At 46.2% G+C, this 21,807-nt stretch carries 19 protein-coding genes and 1 pseudogene; 15 read left to right on the forward strand and 5 right to left on the reverse strand.

The window, feature by feature from the left end; all coding sequences use genetic code 11:
* The first annotated feature begins 40 nt into the window (after window positions 1-40).
* From ACDZ28_RS11390 to nadE, 3 genes are all read left to right on the forward strand, one after another.
* The gene (locus ACDZ28_RS11390) at window positions 41-1,762 is read left to right on the forward strand and encodes a nitrogen regulation protein NR(II) (protein WP_375104709.1); all 1,722 of its coding nucleotides are present in this window, start codon (window positions 41-43) and stop codon (window positions 1,760-1,762) included.
* A 116-nt stretch (window positions 1,763-1,878) separates the two neighbouring features.
* Entirely contained in the window at window positions 1,879-2,313 is a 435-nt protein-coding gene (locus ACDZ28_RS11395) for a BrxA/BrxB family bacilliredoxin (RefSeq protein WP_042123923.1), read from the forward strand.
* Between the two features lie 169 nt (window positions 2,314-2,482).
* Complete coding sequence (gene nadE / locus ACDZ28_RS11400; RefSeq protein ID WP_042123925.1) at window positions 2,483-3,292, forward strand: ammonia-dependent NAD(+) synthetase; 810 nt, start codon at window positions 2,483-2,485, stop codon at window positions 3,290-3,292.
* Between the two features lie 120 nt (window positions 3,293-3,412).
* Here the strand turns inward: nadE and ACDZ28_RS11405 are convergent, their stop codons facing one another.
* Window positions 3,413-4,234: an alpha/beta hydrolase gene (locus ACDZ28_RS11405; RefSeq protein ID WP_375104710.1), complete on the reverse strand. Its 822-nt coding sequence runs from the start codon at window positions 4,232-4,234 to the stop codon at window positions 3,413-3,415.
* 208 nt (window positions 4,235-4,442) lie between these two features.
* On the opposite strand from ACDZ28_RS11405, the gene acpS reads away from it, so the two are divergent.
* Together acpS and mutY are read left to right on the forward strand one after the other, a co-directional pair.
* Entirely contained in the window at window positions 4,443-4,841 is a 399-nt protein-coding gene (gene acpS / locus ACDZ28_RS11410) for a holo-ACP synthase (RefSeq protein WP_375104711.1), read from the forward strand.
* Window positions 4,842-4,977: 136 nt separating this feature from the next.
* On the forward strand, window positions 4,978-6,261 hold the full coding sequence (gene mutY / locus ACDZ28_RS11415) for an A/G-specific adenine glycosylase (protein ID WP_341115814.1): 1,284 nt from the start codon (window positions 4,978-4,980) through the stop codon (window positions 6,259-6,261).
* A gap of 427 nt (window positions 6,262-6,688) precedes the next feature.
* On the opposite strand, the gene ACDZ28_RS11420 is transcribed toward mutY, so the two are convergent.
* Window positions 6,689-7,297, reverse strand: coding sequence for a superoxide dismutase (locus tag ACDZ28_RS11420; protein ID WP_042123931.1), 609 nt, complete (start codon window positions 7,295-7,297; stop codon window positions 6,689-6,691).
* A gap of 479 nt (window positions 7,298-7,776) precedes the next feature.
* Between ACDZ28_RS11420 and ACDZ28_RS11425 the strand changes: the two genes are divergently transcribed.
* From ACDZ28_RS11425 to folE, 5 genes and pseudogenes are all read left to right on the forward strand, one after another.
* Window positions 7,777-8,196 (forward strand): GNAT family N-acetyltransferase, encoded by a 420-nt coding sequence (locus ACDZ28_RS11425; protein WP_042123932.1) that lies wholly within the window; start codon window positions 7,777-7,779, stop codon window positions 8,194-8,196.
* 190 nt (window positions 8,197-8,386) lie between these two features.
* Window positions 8,387-8,995: a signal peptidase I gene (gene lepB / locus ACDZ28_RS11430; RefSeq protein WP_042123934.1), complete on the forward strand. Its 609-nt coding sequence runs from the start codon at window positions 8,387-8,389 to the stop codon at window positions 8,993-8,995.
* A 36-nt stretch (window positions 8,996-9,031) separates the two neighbouring features.
* Window positions 9,032-10,213, forward strand: a pseudogene (queG, locus tag ACDZ28_RS11435) (tRNA epoxyqueuosine(34) reductase QueG); the annotation flags it as partial.
* A gap of 144 nt (window positions 10,214-10,357) precedes the next feature.
* Window positions 10,358-10,609 carry a YneF family protein gene (locus ACDZ28_RS11440; RefSeq protein ID WP_042123938.1) on the forward strand — a complete coding sequence of 84 codons (252 nt, stop codon included), beginning with the start codon at window positions 10,358-10,360 and terminating at the stop codon, window positions 10,607-10,609.
* A gap of 45 nt (window positions 10,610-10,654) precedes the next feature.
* Window positions 10,655-11,248 (forward strand): GTP cyclohydrolase I FolE, encoded by a 594-nt coding sequence (gene folE, locus ACDZ28_RS11445; RefSeq protein WP_375104712.1) that lies wholly within the window; start codon window positions 10,655-10,657, stop codon window positions 11,246-11,248.
* A 120-nt stretch (window positions 11,249-11,368) separates the two neighbouring features.
* On the opposite strand, the gene ACDZ28_RS11450 is transcribed toward folE, so the two are convergent.
* Window positions 11,369-12,547 carry a Fe-Mn family superoxide dismutase gene (locus tag ACDZ28_RS11450; RefSeq protein ID WP_375104713.1) on the reverse strand — a complete coding sequence of 393 codons (1,179 nt, stop codon included), beginning with the start codon at window positions 12,545-12,547 and terminating at the stop codon, window positions 11,369-11,371.
* Between the two features lie 194 nt (window positions 12,548-12,741).
* Window positions 12,742-13,782: an alpha/beta hydrolase gene (locus ACDZ28_RS11455; protein WP_339289070.1), complete on the reverse strand. Its 1,041-nt coding sequence runs from the start codon at window positions 13,780-13,782 to the stop codon at window positions 12,742-12,744.
* 273 nt (window positions 13,783-14,055) lie between these two features.
* Here ACDZ28_RS11455 and ACDZ28_RS11460 point away from each other — a divergent pair, with 273 nt between their 5' ends.
* On the forward strand, window positions 14,056-14,799 hold the full coding sequence (locus ACDZ28_RS11460) for an IclR family transcriptional regulator (protein ID WP_375104714.1): 744 nt from the start codon (window positions 14,056-14,058) through the stop codon (window positions 14,797-14,799).
* 480 nt (window positions 14,800-15,279) lie between these two features.
* Here ACDZ28_RS11460 and acnA read toward each other — a convergent pair whose 3' ends face one another.
* Window positions 15,280-18,021, reverse strand: a complete 2,742-nt coding sequence (gene acnA, locus ACDZ28_RS11465) for an aconitate hydratase AcnA (protein WP_042123947.1) — start codon at window positions 18,019-18,021, stop codon at window positions 15,280-15,282.
* A gap of 270 nt (window positions 18,022-18,291) precedes the next feature.
* On the opposite strand from acnA, the gene ACDZ28_RS11470 reads away from it, so the two are divergent.
* The 4 genes from ACDZ28_RS11470 to uvsE are packed head-to-tail and all read left to right on the forward strand — an operon-like array spanning window position 18,292 to window position 21,806.
* Window positions 18,292-19,323, forward strand: coding sequence for an amidase domain-containing protein (locus ACDZ28_RS11470; RefSeq protein WP_081953979.1), 1,032 nt, complete (start codon window positions 18,292-18,294; stop codon window positions 19,321-19,323).
* A 22-nt stretch (window positions 19,324-19,345) separates the two neighbouring features.
* Window positions 19,346-20,437, forward strand: coding sequence for a D-alanine--D-alanine ligase (locus ACDZ28_RS11475; protein ID WP_339289072.1), 1,092 nt, complete (start codon window positions 19,346-19,348; stop codon window positions 20,435-20,437).
* 47 nt (window positions 20,438-20,484) lie between these two features.
* Window positions 20,485-20,802, forward strand: a complete 318-nt coding sequence (locus tag ACDZ28_RS11480) for a hypothetical protein (RefSeq protein WP_042123954.1) — start codon at window positions 20,485-20,487, stop codon at window positions 20,800-20,802.
* Window positions 20,799-21,806 carry a UV DNA damage repair endonuclease UvsE gene (gene uvsE, locus ACDZ28_RS11485; protein ID WP_076116826.1) on the forward strand — a complete coding sequence of 336 codons (1,008 nt, stop codon included), beginning with the start codon at window positions 20,799-20,801 and terminating at the stop codon, window positions 21,804-21,806. Before ACDZ28_RS11480 ends, uvsE begins: the two co-directional genes overlap by 4 nt.
* The last annotated feature ends 1 nt before the right edge of the window (window position 21,807 follow it).

Consider the following 21,807-nt stretch of genomic DNA (forward strand, 5'->3'; position numbering starts at 1 on the left):
TTTAATCTAGACATGTAGGGGAATTTGTCCATTTTGGGGTGTGATTGTAATTATTGGCGCAATCAAGGATATATTTTTGCAAATATCGGCAGCATGCTCCTTTCTTTTTCTAATTCAATGGTGGGTAGACCAAGGGCTTGTGGCTCGAAAAAAAGGTAGTTTCCCGGATAATCAAACTTTTTTGGTTATGGCTTGTACATTAAGCCTTATTCTGTGCACTCTTCTTTCGACGACTTTATTCGGTATTGCTTATTTGAATTTAGGGATGATCCCTGCTTATATCGGTATTTTATATGGAACTGTACGTTCAGGTATTTTGCTGTCCATCTTTTTGCTCGTCTGTAATATATTCATCGCAGAGCCGACAGGAATAAGTAATATGATATTAAATTCAGGAATATTATTATATCCGTTGCTGTTTGGGCTAGCTAAGCCTTTTAAGAAGGGCACAGTGGTAGAGAAGATAGGGATGTTATGGATGGTTCTTTGTCCAAATATGTTATTCATTGCACTTGTACCTATTATAGGCGGTAAAAATATATATGAGTCTAATTCTAGCGAGTCACTTTTGATTACTTTGTATCTGTTTTTCACCATCGCACTTGGTGGTATTTTTGTTTATTTTGTTGAAATGGTCTGGAGTAGGTGGCGGGCTAAGGTACATATGGAAACTAAAAGTGATAATTTTCAGTGGGAGTCTGAGAAGCTGCAGCAGATTACAAACGTAGTCCCTATAAGTATTATGTCTCTGGATGATTACGGAGTCGTGACCGAACTAAACGATTGTATGTTGGGAATGATAAGAACTCATTATCCTCATTTGAGAAGAGAGGATATCATTAACAAGCCAGTGAGGGCATTTTTTAATGGTTCGGTGGATGCTGAGGCGTATAAGCGTGTAGGGGATAACATCCGCGGAAAACGACGTTCCCATGAGCGAATGACTCATGAGTCGCGAGTTTATCAAATTTATTCAGCACCGCTAGTGAATACCAACACAGCATTATCTGGTGGGGTTGTACTCATTGCGCAGGATATTACGGATGAAGTGAAACTCCGCTCAGAGCTGGATCATGTAGAACGTCTAAGCTTAGTAGGACAGATGGCTGCTGGAATTACCCATGAGATTCGTAATCCTATGGCGGTAGTTCGTGGATTTTTGCAGCTGATGAGAGAAAAGAGTTCAGATGATCTGGATTCTTATTATCAGATCGTGTTAGAGGAGCTGGATCGGGCGAATAGTACTATTAACGATTTCCTATCACTGGCCCAGAGCCGGATTTCAGATAAAGAGAAGGTGCTATTGCATCGTATTATAGAAGAAGTCAGTCCGCTGCTGTGGGCGGATGCTAATCTTCGCGGTCAAAGTGTTGAGCTAAAGCTGAACGCATCCATTCATGAAATGGAATTAAATGTTCGGGAAATAAAACAGCTCATACTTAATTTAGGAAGAAACGGCATGGAAGCTATGGGACCCAAGGGGATTCTAACACTGGAAACACACAGTACTCAGGATAAAGTGGAGCTGATTGTAAGGGACAGGGGTATCGGCATGTCGGAAAGTCAACGAGAGAAGTTGTTTTCACCCTTTTTCACAACAAAAAGGGAGGGAACGGGTCTAGGTTTATCCTTGTGTCTCAGTATTGTGGAGCGACATAACGGAAAAATAAATGTAGAGTCTGTAGAAGGAGAGGGTACAGTGTTTACCATCTCATTCCCTTTAGTAAAGGAAGAATATAGCGGAGCCACGCTTACAGATTGAATCAGGTTACTGTAGCATCTCTTGCTTTCACAGAGTATGAATGTATAATAAAGTTAGTAAGTACTGCTGTAATGTTATCTGACAAAACAGTAATTAGTGAAGGAGAGTGCAGAGAAATGTCCATGTCTTTTAATCAATATATGAGAGATTCAATTCAGCCTATGCGTGATGACCTTACAAGCATTGGGTTTCAGGAGCTTATGACTCCAGAAGAGGTGGAAGCCACTCTTCCTACTGCAAAAGGTACGGCACTTGTAGTTGTGAATTCGGTCTGTGGTTGTGCCGCTGGACAATGTCGTCCTGGTGTAGCTGAGGCACTGCAAAATGAGATTACTCCGGATCACTTGTTCACAGTGTTTGCAGGTCAAGAGAAAGAAGCCACTGCTAAAGCACGTGAATATTTTGCTCCTTATCCGCCGTCTTCCCCTTCCATAGCATTGATGAAGGATGGAGAGCTCGTTCATTTTATTGAACGTCATAGTGTTGAGAATCGTTCGGCTGCTGAAATTTCTGCTGAATTGAAAGAAGTCTTTGAACGTTTTTGCCAGTAAAAAAAGTTATTCCATACAATCTCGCATCAGTCGGTAATTCGGCTGTTGCGGGATTTTTCAAAATATAAGAGCGATAATGGGATAGAATATACTTAGAAGCATAGTGCTTCACTTGGTATGGATATTTTGATGGATATGGAACCATTTCTGATGGAACGGGGTGTGGTTTGTGAGTTTACAGAAAGAAATTATTGCTGATCTTGGCGTGAAGCCAACGATTGATGTAGAAGCAGAGGTTCGTAAACGGGTTGATTTCTTAAAGTCGTACGTGCTCAAGGCAGGTGCCAAAGGATTATTGATCGCTATTAGCGGCGGGGTGGACAGCGCGGTAGCAGCAGGTCTATGTAAGCAGGCTACGGACGAGCTGTCAGCACAGGAAGGCACAGAGTATATTACGCTTGGCGTATTCCAGCCATATGGTGTTCAAGAGGATATCCAGCACAGTTACGATGTCGCTAAAGCTTTTAATCTGACCCATACAGTGGAGACTAATATTGAGGAAGCTGTAAATGAAATTGCACTTGAGGTTGAACATGGTCTGAAGTCCTTGGGACAACATCGCCATATGACGCATCAAGGCAAGGGTAATGTTAAAGCAAGAACACGTATGGTTATGCAATATGCGCTCTCTTTTGAGAACAATCTGATTGTAGTTGGAACGGATCATGCTTCTGAAGCTATTACGGGTTTCTACACCAAGTGGGGGGATGGGGCAGTAGATATTACACCTCTATCCACGCTTAACAAACGTCAGGTTCGTCAATTAGCTGCTCATATCGGTGTACCTGCGGATATTGTCACTAAAGCACCTACGGCAGGCTTATGGCCGGGGCAGACGGATGAAACCGAGCTGGGGATTACTTATGATGATAATAGCGATTATCTGGAAGGCAAACAGGTTAACCCTGAGGTAGCGGAGAAACTCGAAAATTATTATCGGAGAACGGCGCATAAGCGCAATGTCATTCCTGGAATTTAAGAATAGGTTGAACTAGAAACCGCCACAGGGACTGCGTAGTTGCAGTACTCGTGGCGGTTTTTAACATATCAGAAAGAATATTTGGGGCCCCCTTGGGAGATTGGTAGACTATAAGAAGAATTAGTCGGCAAGCGTCTGAGTGATAAAATTAATGGTTGCAGCAATGGCAAGCTCCAATTGTGGAGTGGTTCCAGCAAAAGGATGCACAGTGCAGAAGGTATGATTTCCCTCAGGAATCTGCACCCAGTTAATATCCGGTCGAATTATGGTGAGTTGTTCAGACCCTTGCCGGAGGTGTGCGCCATCCTGACTGCCTTGAATAAGGACTACCGGGAAAGACGCTGTCTTCATGCGCTCAAGGATGTTATAGCGCTCTTTATGGTTCTCCATATCTTCTAAAATAACAGCATCCAACGGCATTTGTTGGCCAGTACGTCCATTAAGGACATGGGTACGCCCAGTTTCCTTCATCTCCTGCTTTTGTTCTTCCGTCAACAAATCGAGCTTCGTAACCCCGTTCCAGGAGATGACCCCTCTAACTTCATCGGGATGGTCAAGTGTATAGACCAGACAAATTCCCCCTCCAAGACTATGCCCAAGAAGGAATAATGGCAGGCTGCCAAATTTCGGGTGCTGGCTAAGATAGGACAACAGTATTTCCATGTCCTTCAGCTCACGACGAAAAGTGTTGCGGGCGAATTTCTCAAGCTCAGTAAAATGTAGCAGATCCTCTCCGATTCCAGCATGAGAGAAATTGAAGGTGATCACTTCATGATCTTGGCTGAGAGCAGTGGCTATGTAAGGAAACATCCCCCAATCTTTGAAGCCCTTGTAACCGTGTGCAATAACGATAAGACTCTTAGGCACGCCTTGAGCAGGAAAATGCGAGCAGCGGATTACAGCGTCTTCACCAGCTGGTATTTCGAAATTACGATGCTGCATAGGGTAATCCCCTCTTTCTAATATATAAATGAAGTAAATCAGTAAGTCCATCACGAAGGCGTCTGAATGGACTTCCAAAGCATTTTCTTTTAAGATAGCAGAAAGAATCTTATAGGACTATAATTTAAAATTGAAATGAATGACCTGTATAATGATCATACCATTATTGAAGTAATATAGGATACACGTCCATAAGGAGCGTGAAATTTTGATTTACGGAATCGGACATGATGTGTTAGAAATTGAACGAATCTCAGAAGTAATGCGTAGGGGACAGGGGAAAAAATTTAATCAGCGCATCCTAACGGAGCAAGAGTACCTACTTGCCGAGCAACGAGGCGGGAGGTTGGCTGAGTTCGTAGCGGGGCGCTTTGCTGCCAAGGAAGCCGTTGTGAAGGCTTTAGGCTGCGGCATCGGCAATATAGTTGGTTTTCACGATATTGAGATATTACCTGACCCTAAAGGTAAGCCAGAAGTAATCTTATCATGTGAAGCCTGGGGTAGACTGGATCTACCTGAAGGGCAGAAGTATACCATTCATCTTACGATAACACATGGCCGTGATTTGGCTTCAGCTTTTGCAGTAGTAGAGGGGCTAGGTTCATGAATTGAACCATGATTATAGAAGGGCAAGGAGAATTACAATGAAACAACTAGAACGACAGGATTTACAGGAACGAGAAGAAGGACAAGAATTAAAAGAGAGACAAGAAAAACAAGACCAGTGTGAACGCAAAGATCAGATGGATTTAAAGGAAGGACAAGATAAACAAGATCAGGAGCTGCGGGAGGCCAAGCAATATTTCAGTTATCATTTGCTGGAGTGGTATCAAGGGCAGAAGCGGGATTTGCCATGGCGCAGGCATCGCAATCCTTATTATATTTGGATTTCCGAGATCATGCTGCAGCAGACAAGGGTAGATACGGTGATCCCTTATTTTAATCGTTTTATTGAACGCTTTCCGACGGTGGAGTCCCTCGCTGACGCCCCTGAGGAGGATGTACTTAAGTGCTGGGAAGGCTTGGGTTATTATTCTCGAGCACGTAATATACAGCATGCAGCCAAGCAGGTAAAAGAGCTATATGGTGGGCAGGTGCCGAACGATCGCGAGGCGGTGTTCAGCTTAAAGGGAGTGGGACCTTACACTGCTGGGGCTATCCTCAGCATTGCGTTTAACAGGCCGGAGCCCGCGGTGGACGGTAATGTGATGCGGGTGCTGTCTCGATATTTCCTCATCGAGGATGATATCGCCAAGGGACCCACCCGCGTGAAAATGGAGCGCCTGGCGGCTGAGCTGATCCCGGAGGGAGAAGCTGCATCGTTTAATCAGGCGCTTATGGAGCTTGGGGCGCTCGTATGCACCCCGAAATCACCGAGCTGCTTAACCTGCCCGGTGATGGAGCATTGCGCTGCGCGCCTGGCGGGCTGCGAGACTTCGCTGCCCGTTAAGACCAAGGCCAAGCCGCCGCGCCCTGAGGAGCGGCTGGCGGCCTTAATCGAGGGCCGCGGTGCCCACGCGGGCCAAGTGCTCATCCGGCAGCGGCCACAAAGCGGGCTGTTAGCCCGCATGTGGGAGCTGCCGCATTGGCAGGCGCCGCCAGCAGAAGGCGGCGCCAAGAGCGCGCGGCTGCCGGAGGCCGCGGCGCTGGACCGGCTGCGCCGGTCACTGCGGCAGGCCGGGATCTCCGCCCGGCCTGAGGAGCACTGGATGGCTGCCGAGCATATCTTCAGCCATATTGTGTGGACCCTGCAGGTGTATCGCTGCAGGGAGGAGGACGCCCTTCCGCTGCCGATGGCGGCAGAAGGACGAGCAGTGTATAACACGGATACGGGGCTGTTCCCAGAGATGGACAGCAGCATACCCGTAGAGAGATTCGAGGACGGTAACGCTAGTCCTGAGGACGGCGGAGCTGTACGCTGGATTAGCCGTGAGGATATGGCTAATTATGCGTTCCCTAATGTCTTCTTGAAGCTGCTGAATCTTTATTTCGATGAGCAGGAAGAGCAGGCGAAGTCGGGGAAGTAGAGATTGTTTGATGTAGAAGTATGGGATGTAAGCAAAGTATGGAATGTACTATGCTTACATCTATTTGGTTCTGTTGTTTTATGACTTCAAGAGTGATCAAAATTTGTTTTTAGGGAATTCTTCCCTGAAATCATGCCCTTTCCGCCTGTTCTTAATCATTTTAGGGAAAACCTCCCTAAAAATTCGGTGAATATCTTATATATGCTCCAGAACCGCTGGTTTTTAGGGAGGTTTTCCCTTATTGCTAGTGTTTATGGAGCATATCGCTGAATTTTAGGGAGTTATTCCTCAATTATAGTAAGACAAGGCTATTTGGGGACTCTGCCCAGTAGAGCAACATAAAAAAAGGTATTCCACAGCCTATTCGGCTAGGGAATACCTTTTTAAATAGGCTATTAAGCTATAAGCTCAAGCCAAATTTAATTCCTTATTTCGCGCTTTCGTAACGTTTGCCAACTTCTTCCCAGTTTACTACGTTCCAGAACGCTTTGATGTAATCAGGGCGTTTGTTTTGGTAGTTCAGGTAGTAAGCGTGCTCCCATACATCAAGTCCGAGGATTGGAGTAGCGCCTTCGCTGATTGGGTTGTCTTGGTTAGGTGTGCTTGTTACTGCCAGTTTGCCATCTTTAACAACTAGCCAAGCCCAGCCGCTGCCGAAACGAGTAGTTGCTGCTGCTGCGAAATCTTCTTTGAATTTTTCAAATCCGCCCAGCTCGCTATCAATAGCTGCTGCAAGAGCGCCAGTTGGTGCGCCACCGCCGTTTGGTCCGATAACTTCCCAGAAAAGGGTGTGGTTAGCGTGTCCGCCACCATTGTTACGAACAGCAGTACGGATAGCTTCTGGTACAGCGTTCAGATCTGTAAGAAGTTCTTCGATGCTTTTGCCTTGCAATTCAGGTGCCTTTTCCAAAGCTGCGTTCAGATTAGTCACATATGTGTTATGGTGTCTGTCATGGTGAATTTCCATCGTTAATGCGTCGATGTGTGGTTCAAGTGCGTTGTTTGCGTAAGGAAGTGCTGGTAATTGAAATGCCATGGAAAAATCCCTCCTGAGTATATTAGAATTTTGTATAGATAAAGAACTTCGGCGGTTTATCGTCAAAATTCTTTATTGTTGATATGTACTATAGGGTATCGCCCAATAGGATACTTTAATTAAACAGTATCTGGATCAATAATGCAACACTAAACAAACATAAATGTTTATAAAGTATGATTGGAATGTAAACAGAAATATCAATTGTATTTAAAATGTAAAAAGCGTGAGTCTTCACCCTATAGACATAACCCTTTATAATTACCCTTATAATGAAACAATGAATCTGACTCAAAATGTAAACGCTTGATATTAAGCGCTTTCAAAAGAAAAGTGATGATATCGCGAGAAAAGTGTGCTTTAATAGATTTAAAAGCAGGTATTCCTCGGTATTTGATGCTTTTTTTATTTTCTCAATGTTAAGGGAACCCCTTCTTTTTGTTAAATTCATAAGCCATAGACAAGGGAGATTTTAAAGAATGCACGTTCGTTCCTTTCAATTAAGCGACGTTAGCCCTGTGACTGATTTGCTGCAAACTGCATTATCGGAAGAATGTTTCGAGAACACTATCGAGCCTTTCTCCAGGCAGCTTTCATGGGATTCCGATCTCATTGTAGTTGCTGAAGATGAAGAAGAGATTGTTGGAGCACTGATTGGTACGATTGAGAAAAACCACGGTTGTTATTTCCGGATTGCTGTACATCCTGATTATCGCCGCAGAGGAGTCGGAAGAAGTCTGGTATCGGCTATGGAATCCAGGTTTCAAGCTCGTAAAGTTAGTGGTATCTTTGTAGCCGTCGATGAGCATAATTCTTTTGCATTGCCATTGTACGAAGCTATGGGATATAACGAGAATCAAATTTTTAAATCTGTCCGGAAGCTGAGCATTGTTGGGTAATTTTGATCATCCAGATGCGTAAGCGGAAACATTTACTAAATAAAGAACTATAGTTGATGATATAGTCTGTTTCATTCATACTCAAGCGTATTTTCCAGAAGTCCATTACTAATGGCTGGGAGATATGCTTTTTTATTGTTATAATATTTGCAAGTATAAACATCAATAATCGAGAATAAGAGGTGACATATTGAGCCAGGAGCCCCAAGTAGAGTTTATGCGTAATCGGAAGCAAAGACATAGATCCTCCAGATCAAAGAAGAGCTTTGGAGGTCGAGTGGTAGCGGAATTGAAGGATTGGTTGCTTACAGCGGTAATTGTTTTTGCGGTGATGTCGGTTCTTAATATTTTTGTATTTAATATATCAACGGTTAAAGGTCAGTCTATGCAGCCAACGCTTTTGGAAGGTGAAAGGCTTTTTATTAATAAGCTTTCATTGATATTTGTAAACCCGAAACACGGGGATGTCGTCATTCTTCATGATCCGAGCACGGGGCCCAGTCGTAAGGACTTTTTAGTGAAGCGAGTCATCGGTATACCTGGGGATATCATAGAAGTGAAGGATCACCAGTTATATGTGAATGGAAAAATAGTGAATGAGCCGTATATAGATACCGAAATTGAAGACCCTGATTTCGCGGCGTTAACTGTGGAGAGCGGAAGCTATTTTGTCATGGGAGATAACCGGCATGCTTCAGCAAGCAAGGACAGTCGTTATTTCGGATCTATTCCACAGGACATGATTGTAGGCAGAGCGGATTATATTTGGTGGCCGCTGTCTAAACTGAAAGGACTATAGGGAATTTATAGATTATTAGTAAAGGAGAAGGCGGAAATGAACGATACATCTCAGTCACCTTATGCTCCCCCGCCTTCCAAGTGGGCACAGCTTAAAGCGGAAATTCAGGAGGCTGCGTCATCACTCGGTATTGATGATATCGGGTTTACAACTGCGGAGCCTTTTTTATATTTAAAAAATATTCTGCAAGACCATCGTGACAAAGGTTACGAATCTGGTTTCGAGGAACCGGATTTGGATAAAAGGACGATCCCCGCACTGAGCTCTGGGGACAAGCCCTTGTCTATTATTTCGATTGCTGTGGCCTATCCCTCCAAAATGGTGGATCCTCCGAAATCTGAACCGGGTGCGCGTAGAGGCATTCTCGCCCGGGCATCATGGGGCAGGGATTATCATCATGTGCTGAGAGAGGCATTAAGTAAGCTAGAGGACTTTATCCATGAACGTGTACCGGAGGCTGTGCTGGAAAGTATGGTGGATACCGGCGTACTGGTGGATAGAGCGGTCGCGGAAAGAGCGGGAATAGGCTTCAGCGGCAAAAACTGTTCTATCATCTCACCTAAATGGGGATCTTGGATTTATCTAGGGGAGATGGTTACGAATATTCCTTTTGCTCCGGACGAGCCTGTCGAAGAAGGCTGCGGGGATTGTACCAAGTGTATTGATGCCTGCCCGACCGGCGCGCTGGTGGGTCCGGGTCAATTGAATGCGCAGGCCTGTATTTCTTTTCTGACGCAGACTAAAGGGTTTCTGAGCGACGAATACATGACCAAGATTGGGAACCGTCTATACGGCTGTGACACCTGCCAGATTGTATGTCCTAAGAATAGGGGGAAGAACTGGAATCATCGCCCTCAGATGCAACCAGATCCTGAGATCGTGAAGCCATTGTTAATGCCGATCCTGGATCTTAGCAATCGTGAATTCAAAGAGAGATTCGGCAATAGCTCGGCTGCCTGGAGAGGCAAAAAGCCGATGCAACGAAATGCGATCATCGCCCTCGGCAATTTTAAGGAAGTGGGGGCTGTGCCAAAGCTAACAGATATTGTTCTGAAAGAGCCGCGTCCAGAGATGCGAGGCACTGCTGCTTGGGCGCTGGGACGTATCGGTGGTGAGCAGGCTCTAGCTGCTGTTGAATCGGCTTTAGAACGCGAGGAGCATGACACAGTAAGGCAAATGCTGAACCGGGCACAGGATGTACTCCTAACTGCGAAGCAGGCATGAGAGGACAGTGAAGTTAATGAAGGAAAAAGATCATAGACAGGATGCATATTCCCAATTGCTGTACAGTTCTCGAAATGCTATGATAGATTCGCGCGCCATTTGGCGATGTAGACAATAGAGTGTAGAGGTGGGCTTTAGATGAATATCGCATTACCTATTATTACATTGGTCGTAGGTCTCATCGGTGGTTTTTTCATCGGTGTATATTATCTGCGCAGACAAATGACAACTATGCAGAATGATCCTGAAATGCTGCAAAAGGTTGCAAAACAAATGGGTTATAACCTGAATGGGAAACAAATGCAACGTGCCCAACAGATGATGAAGAATCAGAACCAGACAGGCGCCCGCCCAGGAGCAGCTAAAGGGAATAAACGTAGAAGTAAGTAACCGGGTCCGGATAGAATTTATACGGGTGCGGAAGGGGGAGACATCATGGGGAACATCAATGAATACGTGAACGGTAAAGTATCAGAGAACCGTGAGCAAATCGAGTATCACGTTGAGAAAATATTAGAATTAATCGGTGAAGATACCGGCCGCGAGGGACTGCTTGAAACACCAGCCCGCGTTACGCGGATGTACGAGGAGATATTCGGCGGTTATTCGATAGATCCCCGCGAGGCGCTCGGTGTTACTTTTGATGAGTCTCATGAAGAGCTAGTGATCGTGAAGGATATCGTCTATTACAGCCAATGTGAGCATCACATGGCTCCTTTCTTTGGTAAAGTGCATATTGGATACGTTCCGAGCGGACGTATTGCTGGACTCAGCAAACTAGCTCGCCTTGTTGAAGCAGTGAGTCGGCGTTTGCAGGTGCAAGAACGTATTACGACTCAAATTGCGGATATTATGACGGAGGTATTAAGCCCTCACGGAGTTATGGTCGTTGTGGAAGGTGAACATCTTTGTATGTGTGCACGCGGAGTAAAGAAGCCGGGGAGCAAGACGGTAACCATGTCTACTAGAGGGGTCTTCCGGGAGGACGCCGCCGCTCGTGCGGAGTTTCTAAACTTGATTAAAGAATAGTATATAGAGGTGTTTATACCTCGAATTAGAAGGACCCATCATTCACTTTTTGTGAACGATGGGTCCTTTTGGGTCAGTAAATGGGAATAAACTTTATCTTCCCTACAAAGTGGAATAAGATCAATAAGGCTTCCATGCCAGTTTACTAGCGGCAGCATAACGTTCTGACACATATGGCCAGTTGACGACCTTCCACCAATCGTTAATATAATCCGCACGATTATTCTGATGCTTCAAATAGTAGGCGTGTTCCCATACATCCAAGGCTAAGAGTGGAACAACGTCCCATTGCGATAAATTCTGATGTTTTTCTGCAGTAAGAATCTCTAGTCTATGGCTGCGCGGGCTCCAGACGAGAATGGCCCATCCGCCACCTTCTACTTTATTCGCGGCCTCGGTGAACTGCTTCTTAAAGCTGTCATAACTTCCAAAGCTTTGATCTATAGCTTCTAGTAAAGCTCCTGTTGGGCGTCCGCCTCCTTGTGGAGACATCACGTTCCAAAAGATCGTGTGGAGATAATGGCCTGCACCATTAAAGGCTAACTCTCGCTCCCAATGCTTAACGAGATCGAAGTCCCCGTTCTTACGGGAATCCGCTAGTTTAACTTCTGCCTTGTTTAATCCGTCTACATAACTTTGATGGTGCTTATCGTGATGAATTCTCATCGTCTTTTCGTCAATATAAGGTTCTAGTGCATTATAGGCGTAAGGCAAGGGAGGTAGTGTATGGCCGCCAATGGGTACCGCGTCGTTTTTATCGCGGATATCAGGCACAGTGTCAGTAAAAGTAGTGAATCCATCATTCCGCAGGGTATTGTCTGTATCGATGTTTACGACATAATCTTCTGTGTAATCGCGCATGACTTGTGAAAGCTTTCCGGGCGAGCTGAGTGTCTGCAGTACGGCTAGGAAGTATTCTGATTCGCGAATAATATGCAGAATCACAGTAGTTGCAAGGGGGACAGCTTTGACCGCTGCGCTACTCTCCATGATGGCAAAGAGCTGCCGAACGAATTCTTGGGATTGATTGCAGGAGATATGTAGCAGTTTCTCAGTTTCTGCAGTGAGTTCCGCCTGTGGCGGTGGAGAAGCAGAGAGAGCGGCATTCAATAGCTGCTGTGCCGCCTGCTCAGTTGCACCGAAAACAACGGCCCATTCATCGAGGAGTTTCACATAAGGCTCCTCTAATTTTGGCACGATCGCTTTGATGACTTCAGTATGCTCTTTCTCTTGTGTCTTCCAAAATACGATTTCTTCCAAAATACGTACTGGCAGCATCGGCCCGTATACATATAGCATGCCAAGAAAACCTCCCGTGATATGTCTTCATCAGTCCATTATATGAACGGTCTTGGAAGGTTATGAAGAACATACATCTCGAGTGCTGTCGCTCCTCGGGCTTCTTCTATTCTGGAGACGAAAACAGCCTCTTCCTTGGGGGACACTTCTTTCTGTCCCTGGAAGAGGCTGTTCGATTGGTTATTATCGTTTAGTTAATTACTTGCCATCGCTGGCTGATCACCCTTAGTACTTTTAGCTAGATGAACATTCCCTAAGAAAGCGGAGACCCGCCGTAAATACTCACGGGGATGCTCGCGGAACAATAGCTCGTGATGACTACCTTCAATGATCCAAGAATCAGAGAAAGGATTGTTCTGGTTCGCTGCCAGTTCTTCGGCAATAGGATAAGGAGCTTTATCGTCTTTGGTTCCATGCATGAACAGGATAGGGAAAGGATAGTCTTTGGATTTAACCTTTGCATAAGGAATTTGATCTAATCCTGTACCGTTCAGTACCGGGAACAGCATTTCCATGATCGCCAGAGAAGGCTGGCGCGGTAGGTCGATATTCTGCTTAATATTATGATACAGCGTGTCTGGTTCTAGCAAAAAGGTACTGTCCAGAATCATCGCGTCGATATCCTCAGATACTAATCCTGCTTGCAGTGCTGTGCCAGCACCCATAGAGAAGCCCCAAACAACGAGCTCTTGTGCCCCGCGTTCCTTAGCGAAATCAATGGCGCCTAGAAGCTGCTGAGATTCTTTTTTGCCACCGGTTGCAATATCCTTGTTCCCTTGGGCAGCAAAGCCGTAATCAAACATTACGACATTGAAATTCAGACTGTGTGCATAGTGAGCGAGATCGTACATGGGTACCCAAGACTCTTCGCGGTTGGCACCATAGCCATGACTGAATATGATAGTTTTAGTGGCGTCCTTGGCTGGGATATACCAACCGCTCATCATGCGACTGCCGTCCTTAGCCGGAAAGGTAACATCCTCGTAGGCGAGACCCTTGGCAATCATAGGATTGGAGTACAGAGGAGCAACCGTTGGATTGGACAGCACCCAGGCGATGTAGCCATGAAGTGAGACAAAACAAAATACTAAAAAGAAAAATATAGATAATAACAATGCAACGATAATATGCTTAACACGTATCATCCGCAGCGAAAGTCGTGATGAACTGCCCTGTTTAGGTAGTTTAGGACGACGGGAGACTGACGTGCCGGTTTGGCTGGTTGTCAGATCCATAAGGTCCCCTCCTAAGTATGATGTGAGTACTAGTGCCTAGGATAATTTGTCGAAAATGATTCTAAAGCATCAGTAATATATTAATATGTTTATCGTATGTTTAAGCCCTTACAAAGTCAATGAATTGGACCCTTTTGTAATATAACTGTAAAGTGCGGGCCAGTCTTTTCCGGCTCAGTGAATATACTGGACTTTCCGTAGAGTTTTGCACTAAGATAGAATTAATAATAATGTAACCGCGTTTCATTTGATGAAACACGAGGGGGGATTACTGTGGAGGACCGAAAGTTAACGGTACGCGCGGTAGAACGTGCGCTCGACATATTACTTTGTTTTACGCAGGATAGTGATTTAGGGTTGACAGAGATCGCATCAAAGATTGATTTACATAAGAGTACAGTCCACAGATTGCTGGCAACACTCGAGGAAAAGGGATTTCTCATTCGCAATCCGGCGACAGAAAAATATAGACTGGGTATACGAATTTGGGAGTTGTCCACACATCTGCCTGCCTATGACGAGTCGGCAGCGGTATTACTACCATCTATGGAACGGCTGAGAGATCGACTCGGTGAGACGGTCAGTCTTTACTTACGGGATGGTATTGAACGCGTGCGTATTCAGGCAGTACAGAGCCAGCAGGCAATTCGTCGAGTCGCACAGATCGGTGCGAGGCTGCCATTATCTGTAGGAGCGTCGAGTAAAGTGCTGGCAGCATATGCACCACCTGAGGTGTTGAGAGAACTGCTGGAGAGCTCGGAGTGGCCGGATTACGTTGAGAAGGAAGTATATAAAGAGCAGCTTAATGAGATCATCCGGCTGGGGTATGCCACGAGTTTCGAAGAACGTGAGTCTGGTGCGGCCGCTGTGGCGGTACCTGTCACAGGCCGTAGTGGAAATGTGATTGCGGCGTTATCGCTGTCAGGGCCGGTCAGCCGTCTGTCTAGGGATACGTTAGTGGAGTATGCCGCCATCTTAAAGGAAGCAGCAAGTGAAATGGGTATGATGATTCCATAAGAAGAATATGCATGTATTATGAAGTAGAGCAGCGATCACTCCGTTACTGGAGGATCGCTGTTTGTTTTTTGGAAGGGCAGCTTGCTTTAGCTAATAACGGGTAAATGAAGACTAAGCGACTCAGTGCTACTTTTGGCAATCCTTGAGTAATTATGCTGGGATATATGGCAAAGCCTAACGTCACAATGCCAGAGCCGGAATGTCTGTGACCCGTGCGGTTATTCACCCCTCCGCCGCTAAGTCACTTTGAAAGCAAGCTTCCAAAGTGACTCCGCTCGACTTGCATTATTAAGCATGAAACCTACAACGCCGGAGCCTTTCAGACTCAGAAGATCCTAATCACCCCCTTAGCCCACCAGACTCAGGAAAGGGCCTCACACAACAAAGAGGCCCCAGCAGCCAACAATCGGCTACTGGGGCACCCAAAAAAAAGGACTGTCTCATGGTCATTCCTGACCATGAGACAGTCCTTTATTAAATCTATTCTACCGACACAGCCGAAGAATCTGTGGCATCTGCCAGCATTTGACGAAGCACAGTTTGTAGAATACCACCATTGCGATAGTAATCAATATCAACCGTGCTGTCGAGACGTGCTGTGACAGGGAAATCGAACTGAGTACCGTCTTCGCGGGTTGCGGTGACAGTGAGTTCTTGTCCTGGCAGCACCTCGTTATCAAGTCCAGTAATATTGAAGGTCTCGCGTCCGGTCAGTCCCAAGCTGCTCCAGCCGTGTCCTTCCTGGAATTGCAGTGGAAGCACACCCATACCAACCAGATTGCTGCGGTGAATCCGCTCAAAGCTCTCAGCGATAACAGCTTTAACACCCAACAGAAGCGTGCCCTTGGCAGCCCAGTCACGTGAGCTTCCTGTGCCGTATTCTTTACCGGCGATAACGATGAGATTCTGTCCAGCGTCCTGATACAGCATGGAAGCGTCATAGATGGACATGACTTCATCGCTTGGCAGGAAGGTTGTAACTCCGCCTTCTGTACCTGGAGCTACTGCATTACGAATCCGAATATTAGCGAATGTACCACGCATCATGACTTCATGATTTCCGCGGCGTGAGCCGTAGGAGTTGAAGTCTGCGCGTTCAACACCATGATCGCGCAAATATTCGCCGGCAGGACCAGAAGTAGAGATATTACCTGCAGGTGAGATATGGTCGGTGGTCACGGAATCAGCTAGCAGCGCTAGAACGCGTGCGTCCTTGATATCTTTGATGTCTCCCAGACCGTCTGCCAGATGCTCAAAGAATGGCGGGTTCTGAATATACGTGGAATTATCATCCCACTCATACAACTCGCCTTGCGGAACAGGGATCGAATTCCAGCGTTCGTTAGCAGTGAATACATTCTCGTATTTACGGCGGAACATCTCTGGGCTAAGGGAAAGACCAATCGCTTCACGAATTTCAGCAGTCGTAGGCCAAATATCTTTCAGGAATACTGGCTCACCTTGTGGATCAAATCCGAGCGGTTCAGTCTGCAAATCGATATTTACCGTACCAGCCAGTGCATAAGCAACTACGAGCGGTGGTGAAGCCAAGTAGTTGGCTTTGACCTGAGCATGTACACGGCCTTCAAAGTTACGGTTACCGGAGATTACAGCAGCGACGGTCATATCGTTATCAGTAATGGCTTGGCTAACCTCTTCAGGCAGTGGACCGGAGTTACCGATACAAGTAGCACAGCCATATCCCGCCAAGTAGAAGCCCAGTGCTTCAAGTGGCTTCAGCAGGTCTGCTTTTTCCAAATATTCAGTAACTACCAATGATCCTGGAGTCAAGCTGCTCTTAACGTATGCTGGTTTGGTCAGTCCACGTTCCACCGCTTTTTTCGCCAAAAGACCTGCTCCAAGCATAACGCTAGGGTTAGAAGTATTCGTACAGCTTGTAATAGCTGCGATTACGACTGCGCCTGTACTGAGCTTGCTAGTGGTACCATTCTTATGCTCTATTTCTACAACTTGGGCGATTTTCTCATCGCTGAGGCCATAACCGCCTTTGTCTACAGGTGTACGGATAATACCTTCAAAATTTTCTTTCATGTGGGTAAGCTCAATCCGGTCTTGCGGACGTTTTGGTCCAGCCAAGCTTGGAACGACAGAAGCTAGGTCAAGTTCAATTACATCGCTGAACTCAGGATCTGGTGTATCCGAAGTGCGGAACATCCCTTGTGCTTTGTAATAAGATTCAACGAGCTCTACCAAATCATCCGGACGACCTGTGCTGCGCAAATAAGCAAGTGTCTCTTCATCTACAGGGAAGAAACCGATCGTTGCTCCGTATTCTGGCGCCATGTTAGCAACTGTTGCCCGGTCAGCAAGACTGATGTTAGCAAGACCAGGACCGTAGAATTCGACGAATTTGCCGACTACGCCTTTTTTACGCAACATTTCAGTTACTGTCAGTGCCAAGTCTGTTGCTGTAGCCCCTTCGATAAGGCTGCCTGTAAGCTTGAAGCCCACTACATCTGGTGTAACAAAATAGAGCGGTTGTCCGAGCATACCTGCTTCAGCTTCAATACCGCCAACACCCCAGCCTACAACACCAAGTCCGTTGATCATCGTAGTGTGGGAGTCCGTTCCAACAAGGGAATCTGGATAAACGACAGTTTCACCATCGATAGTTTTAGTAGTGGCTACGGAAGCCAAATACTCCAAATTCACCTGATGCACGATACCGGTAGCTGGAGGAACTGCACGGAAGTTATTGAAAGCGGTCTGTGCCCAGCGAAGGAAACGGTAGCGTTCCTCGTTACGCTCAAACTCCACGTTCATATTGTATTCCAAAGCATCTGCCGTACCGAAAGCATCAACCATAACAGAGTGGTCAATTACAAGGTCAACGGGAACGAGCGGGTTGATCTGTTTAGGATCTCCTCCGGCTTTCTTTACGGTATCACGCATAGCTGCCAGATCTACGACTACCGGTACACCGGTAAAGTCCTGAAGTACGATACGAGCAGGGATAAACGGAATTTCTTTATTGCGGTCAATGTCACCTGACCAATCAGCCAATTGTTTCACGTGTTCTTCTGTAATTGCCCGTCCGTCAAACTGACGAACAGCTGCTTCAAGTAATACTTTGATTGAAAAAGGAAGGGAAGAGATAGAGCCCAATCCTTGTTCCTCAAGGGAGTTAAGATCATAATAGCGATAAGATTTGCCACCTGATTCTAGGGTACGGGCCAACGAGAAATGATCCTTGCTTGGCATATGTGCGCCTCCTTGTTTCATCTATTGAAACTCAATTTCACATTGCATGTTATTTAATTATAACGGTTACAAAGAGGGGAGTAAAGTTTTTTTTCCTATATATAAAGCCCTAATATCGCATCTCTAAAACCATTTAGAGTTACCCCAAAAACGAGAGCTATAAGCAAAGCGTATGCCTTGCCATGTAAATTGAAGCGATCTGTATAGCGGCCTGTTTCCTTTCATATACATAGAGCAGCAGTTAAAAGGGAATGAAGGGGTGCGAGTATAATGGAGCAACAATGGAAGCAAAGTCTATATGTATATGTAGATCAAGTGAATAAGGCCAGGGTGGAACCTAAGTCCTCATCGCAAACCGTTTCCGTGTCCGTTAAGGATCCACGCTTTTTGGTGGAGCAAGGGGAACGTTCACGCCGAATCGCTGAATGGTATAACGCTCGTGGGATCACTCCGCTACGGGGGGAAACAGGTGTAAAGACTTTACGGACCGTCCGGCAGACTCCGACTGAGGTGGTAGCAGAGGTTACGCTGCATAGTGCACTTTATTATGAAAAAGGAGGCGTTAACCACCGCGAGGATAGGGTTGAGCTGGAGCGGTTGACCTTTGTACGAGACGGAGGGGGCTGGGAAATCGCTGCTATAGAACGAACCATTCCCGAAAGAAATACGGTTCATAGAGCAGAGGTAGAGTTATCTGGCAGATTGTCCAAGTGGGGTGAAGCTTTACCAGCTCCGTTGCCATCACAGCCTCTTCTGAACCGGAATATTCTGGGGGAGATCCCGGGCTCAAGAGAGGTTCGCTACAACCGTGAAGAAGCGGTGGCTTATGCCGACCGTTGGTGGAAAGACGGTAATCCAGAGTTCGAAACATTTGAGGTGGATTGTACGAATTATGTCTCCCAATGCCTCTTTGCAGGGGGAGCACCTATCAACTATACTGGTAAAAGAGAAACGGGTTGGTGGTACAAAGGCTACCAAGGGAAACAAGAATGGTGGAGTTATAGCTGGGCTGTATCAGACAGTCTGCAGCGCTATTTGAGCGTTAGCCGGAGCAATGGCTTGCGTGCGGAAGTGATGGAGCGGCCGGAGCAATTGATGCTTGGCGATATCATTCAATATGACTGGGATGGCAACGGGCAATATCAGCACAGCACGATCGTCACAGCCTTTGATGCTGGTGGCATGCCGCTTGTGAATGCACGTACAGTTAGCAGCCGTCATCGCTTCTGGGACTATCGTGATTCCTACGCTTGGACGGATCAAACGAAATACCGTTTTTTTCATATTAACGACTATTTATAAGACAGAAAGAGGTAATAAAGGTATGGGGAATGCAAAACTAACCGTAGGGCTAGTGTACGGGGGCAAATCCGGAGAACATGAGGTATCGCTACAGACGGCTTTTGCCGTGATGAACTCATTTGATTACGATAAATATGAGATTATCCCTTTTTACATTTCAAAACAGGGTTTATGGAAAGTCGGAGAGACATTATCGGCACCTTATAGTGAGGTAGAGCAGCTCAAGCTTTCAGATGCAACTGAAGATATGGGCACAGCCCTGAATGTAGTATTTAGTGGACTGTCCGGTGCTGAAAAAACGGTGGACGTCATGTTCCCGCTGCTGCATGGCACGTATGGTGAGGACGGAACGATTCAAGGGTTGTTCGAAATGGCGAATATTCCTTACATCGGGGCTGGTGTTCTTGCCTCTTCGGCAGGTATGGATAAGGTTGTCATGAAGAAGCTGTTCGCTGATGCCGGTCTGGACCAGTGTGAATATTGTTATTTTAACATCAGCGCTTGGAAAAGAAAAAGTCATGAGTTGATTGTGGGTGTAGAGGATAAACTGGGGTATCCAGTATTCGTTAAGCCTGCAAATTTGGGCTCAAGTGTAGGTATTTCTAAGGCTTCTGATAAGGAAAGTCTTATAAAAGCTATAGATTTTGCCTTCCGTTATGACACCAAAGTCATTATTGAGGAATTCGTGGATGCTCGTGAGGTAGAGGTCGGGGTGCTCGGAAATGATGAGCCAGAGGCCTCTGTCCCGGGTGAAATCGTTTCTTCTGGAGAATATTATGACTACGCAGCTAAGTATACGGACGGCAAATCGCAAATGATGATTCCTGCGCCAGTAGATTCTGAAGTTGCCGATCGTCTGCGGGAGTCCGCGATAACCGCTTTTAGAGCCATTGAGGGTAGTGGTATTACTCGGGCGGACTTCTTCCTGCGGAGATCGGATGGTAAAATTCTAATAAACGAAGTGAACACTATGCCTGGCTTCACACCTTACAGCATGTATCCGCTATTGTGGCGTGAGACAGGTGTATCTTATAGAGCTCTGTTAGACCGTATGATTGAGTTAGCTTTAGAGCGCTATAATTTCAAACAAGGTCTTAAGTATGACAACGAGTAATTGAAGCTGCTAGCGGGTTCATCCCGACTGGAAAGGGGCGAAGAAATATGGGTTTTCAAACTGAATTCAATTCCGTCTGTAAGTTCAAGAATGAACAAGAGCTCTATGAGTTGCTGGAGTACGGTCGTACCAAAATGGTGAAGCAGGGCTTTCGCGTGTATCCGACGGGTCAGAAGGTGATTGCCTACACACCTGAGAATGTAGCTGTAGCGATTGTCAAAATCTCTGCCTCGATTGCAGAGATTAATTTTCAGGGGCATGAGGTTACAGCGGTCGAAATGGAACTCGTGCGTAAATTGAATGAAGAAGAGTCCAAAGTGCAGACTGCACTAGCAGATGAAATGTTTTTTGGAGCGCAGGGATGATTGTCCGTTTTGGATATGTAGCGATGTCCACCGTTATCAAAGACTGCTCACCATCCAAGACTATGACGATGGCCTCCTTCAAGAAGCTGGATGACCGTGAAGCGGCACTTCGGCGCTTGGAGAACCTCGCTCGGATGAATCTGCACAATACGCTGCGACTAATGAAGCATAATGTGGGTTCGGACATCTTTGTGTACCGTCTCACTTCCAAGTTAATTCCTCTGGCGACGCATCCTGATTTACAGGATTGGAATCCGTTTGCTGCGCTCGCAGAGGAATTCGCGGAAGTGGGGCAATATGTGAAAAAACATGGGATGCGGGTGTCCTTTCATCCAGATCACTTTACAGTGCTTAGTACACCCCGTCCTGAGGTGCTTGTAAGTTCAATCCGGGATTTGCAGCACCATACGGACATGCTAAATGCCATGGGACTTCCTGCCATGGCGAAGAATAATATTCATATTGGCGGAGCCTATGGGGACAAGCCGGTGGCAGCCAAGCGGTTCGAGAAGCATTTCTGCGAGCTGCCAGCAGCGCTGCAGGAGCGTATTACGCTGGAGAATGATGATAAGACCTTCACAGCCCCGGAGACACTAGCGGTTTGTCAGAATGTAGGTCTGCCGATGGTGCTGGATATTCACCATCAATGGGTGAATAATGAAGGAGAGCTCCCTTGGGAGCTATGGCCTGACATTCAACAGACATGGCGGAGCGAGCTTTCACTGAAGGATGTTCCAGCGGGAGAGCTTTTGCCGCCTAAGATTCATGTCTCTAGTCCGCGCAGTCCGTCTGACCCACGCAGTCATGCAGACGGCGTAGAACCCGCGCCATTAGTAGCCTTTTTAAAGCGTATTGCCGCAGATACTCCTGCTGTCGATGTTATGATTGAGGCGAAACTAAAAGATGGTGCGTTATTTGGATTGATGGAAGCAATGAAGGAGCTGGCTGATGCCGGTAACGGAATTTCCGTATTAAATGGGGCAAGTGTGAATATCGAACCTTAAA

Origin of the sequence: Paenibacillus sp. RS8, from assembly GCF_041956825.1 — a bacterium.
Taxonomy (GTDB): domain Bacteria; phylum Bacillota; class Bacilli; order Paenibacillales; family Paenibacillaceae; genus Paenibacillus_AQ.

Coding starts and splice junctions, on each gene's coding strand:
- ACDZ28_RS11395 (WP_042123923.1), top strand. CDS start 1,879: ATGTCCATGTCTTTTAATCAATATATGAGAGATTCAATTCAGCCTATG.
- ACDZ28_RS11405 (WP_375104710.1), bottom strand. CDS start 4,234: ATGCAGCATCGTAATTTCGAAATACCAGCTGGTGAAGACGCTGTAATC.
- mutY (WP_341115814.1), top strand. CDS start 4,978: ATGGATTTAAAGGAAGGACAAGATAAACAAGATCAGGAGCTGCGGGAG.
- ACDZ28_RS11420 (WP_042123931.1), bottom strand. CDS start 7,297: ATGGCATTTCAATTACCAGCACTTCCTTACGCAAACAACGCACTTGAA.
- ACDZ28_RS11425 (WP_042123932.1), top strand. CDS start 7,777: ATGCACGTTCGTTCCTTTCAATTAAGCGACGTTAGCCCTGTGACTGAT.
- ACDZ28_RS11440 (WP_042123938.1), top strand. CDS start 10,358: ATGAATATCGCATTACCTATTATTACATTGGTCGTAGGTCTCATCGGT.
- folE (WP_375104712.1), top strand. CDS start 10,655: ATGGGGAACATCAATGAATACGTGAACGGTAAAGTATCAGAGAACCGT.
- ACDZ28_RS11450 (WP_375104713.1), bottom strand. CDS start 12,547: ATGCTATATGTATACGGGCCGATGCTGCCAGTACGTATTTTGGAAGAA.
- ACDZ28_RS11455 (WP_339289070.1), bottom strand. CDS start 13,782: ATGGATCTGACAACCAGCCAAACCGGCACGTCAGTCTCCCGTCGTCCT.
- acnA (WP_042123947.1), bottom strand. CDS start 18,021: ATGCCAAGCAAGGATCATTTCTCGTTGGCCCGTACCCTAGAATCAGGT.
- ACDZ28_RS11470 (WP_081953979.1), top strand. CDS start 18,292: ATGGAGCAACAATGGAAGCAAAGTCTATATGTATATGTAGATCAAGTG.
- ACDZ28_RS11475 (WP_339289072.1), top strand. CDS start 19,346: ATGGGGAATGCAAAACTAACCGTAGGGCTAGTGTACGGGGGCAAATCC.
- ACDZ28_RS11480 (WP_042123954.1), top strand. CDS start 20,485: ATGGGTTTTCAAACTGAATTCAATTCCGTCTGTAAGTTCAAGAATGAA.
- uvsE (WP_076116826.1), top strand. CDS start 20,799: ATGATTGTCCGTTTTGGATATGTAGCGATGTCCACCGTTATCAAAGAC.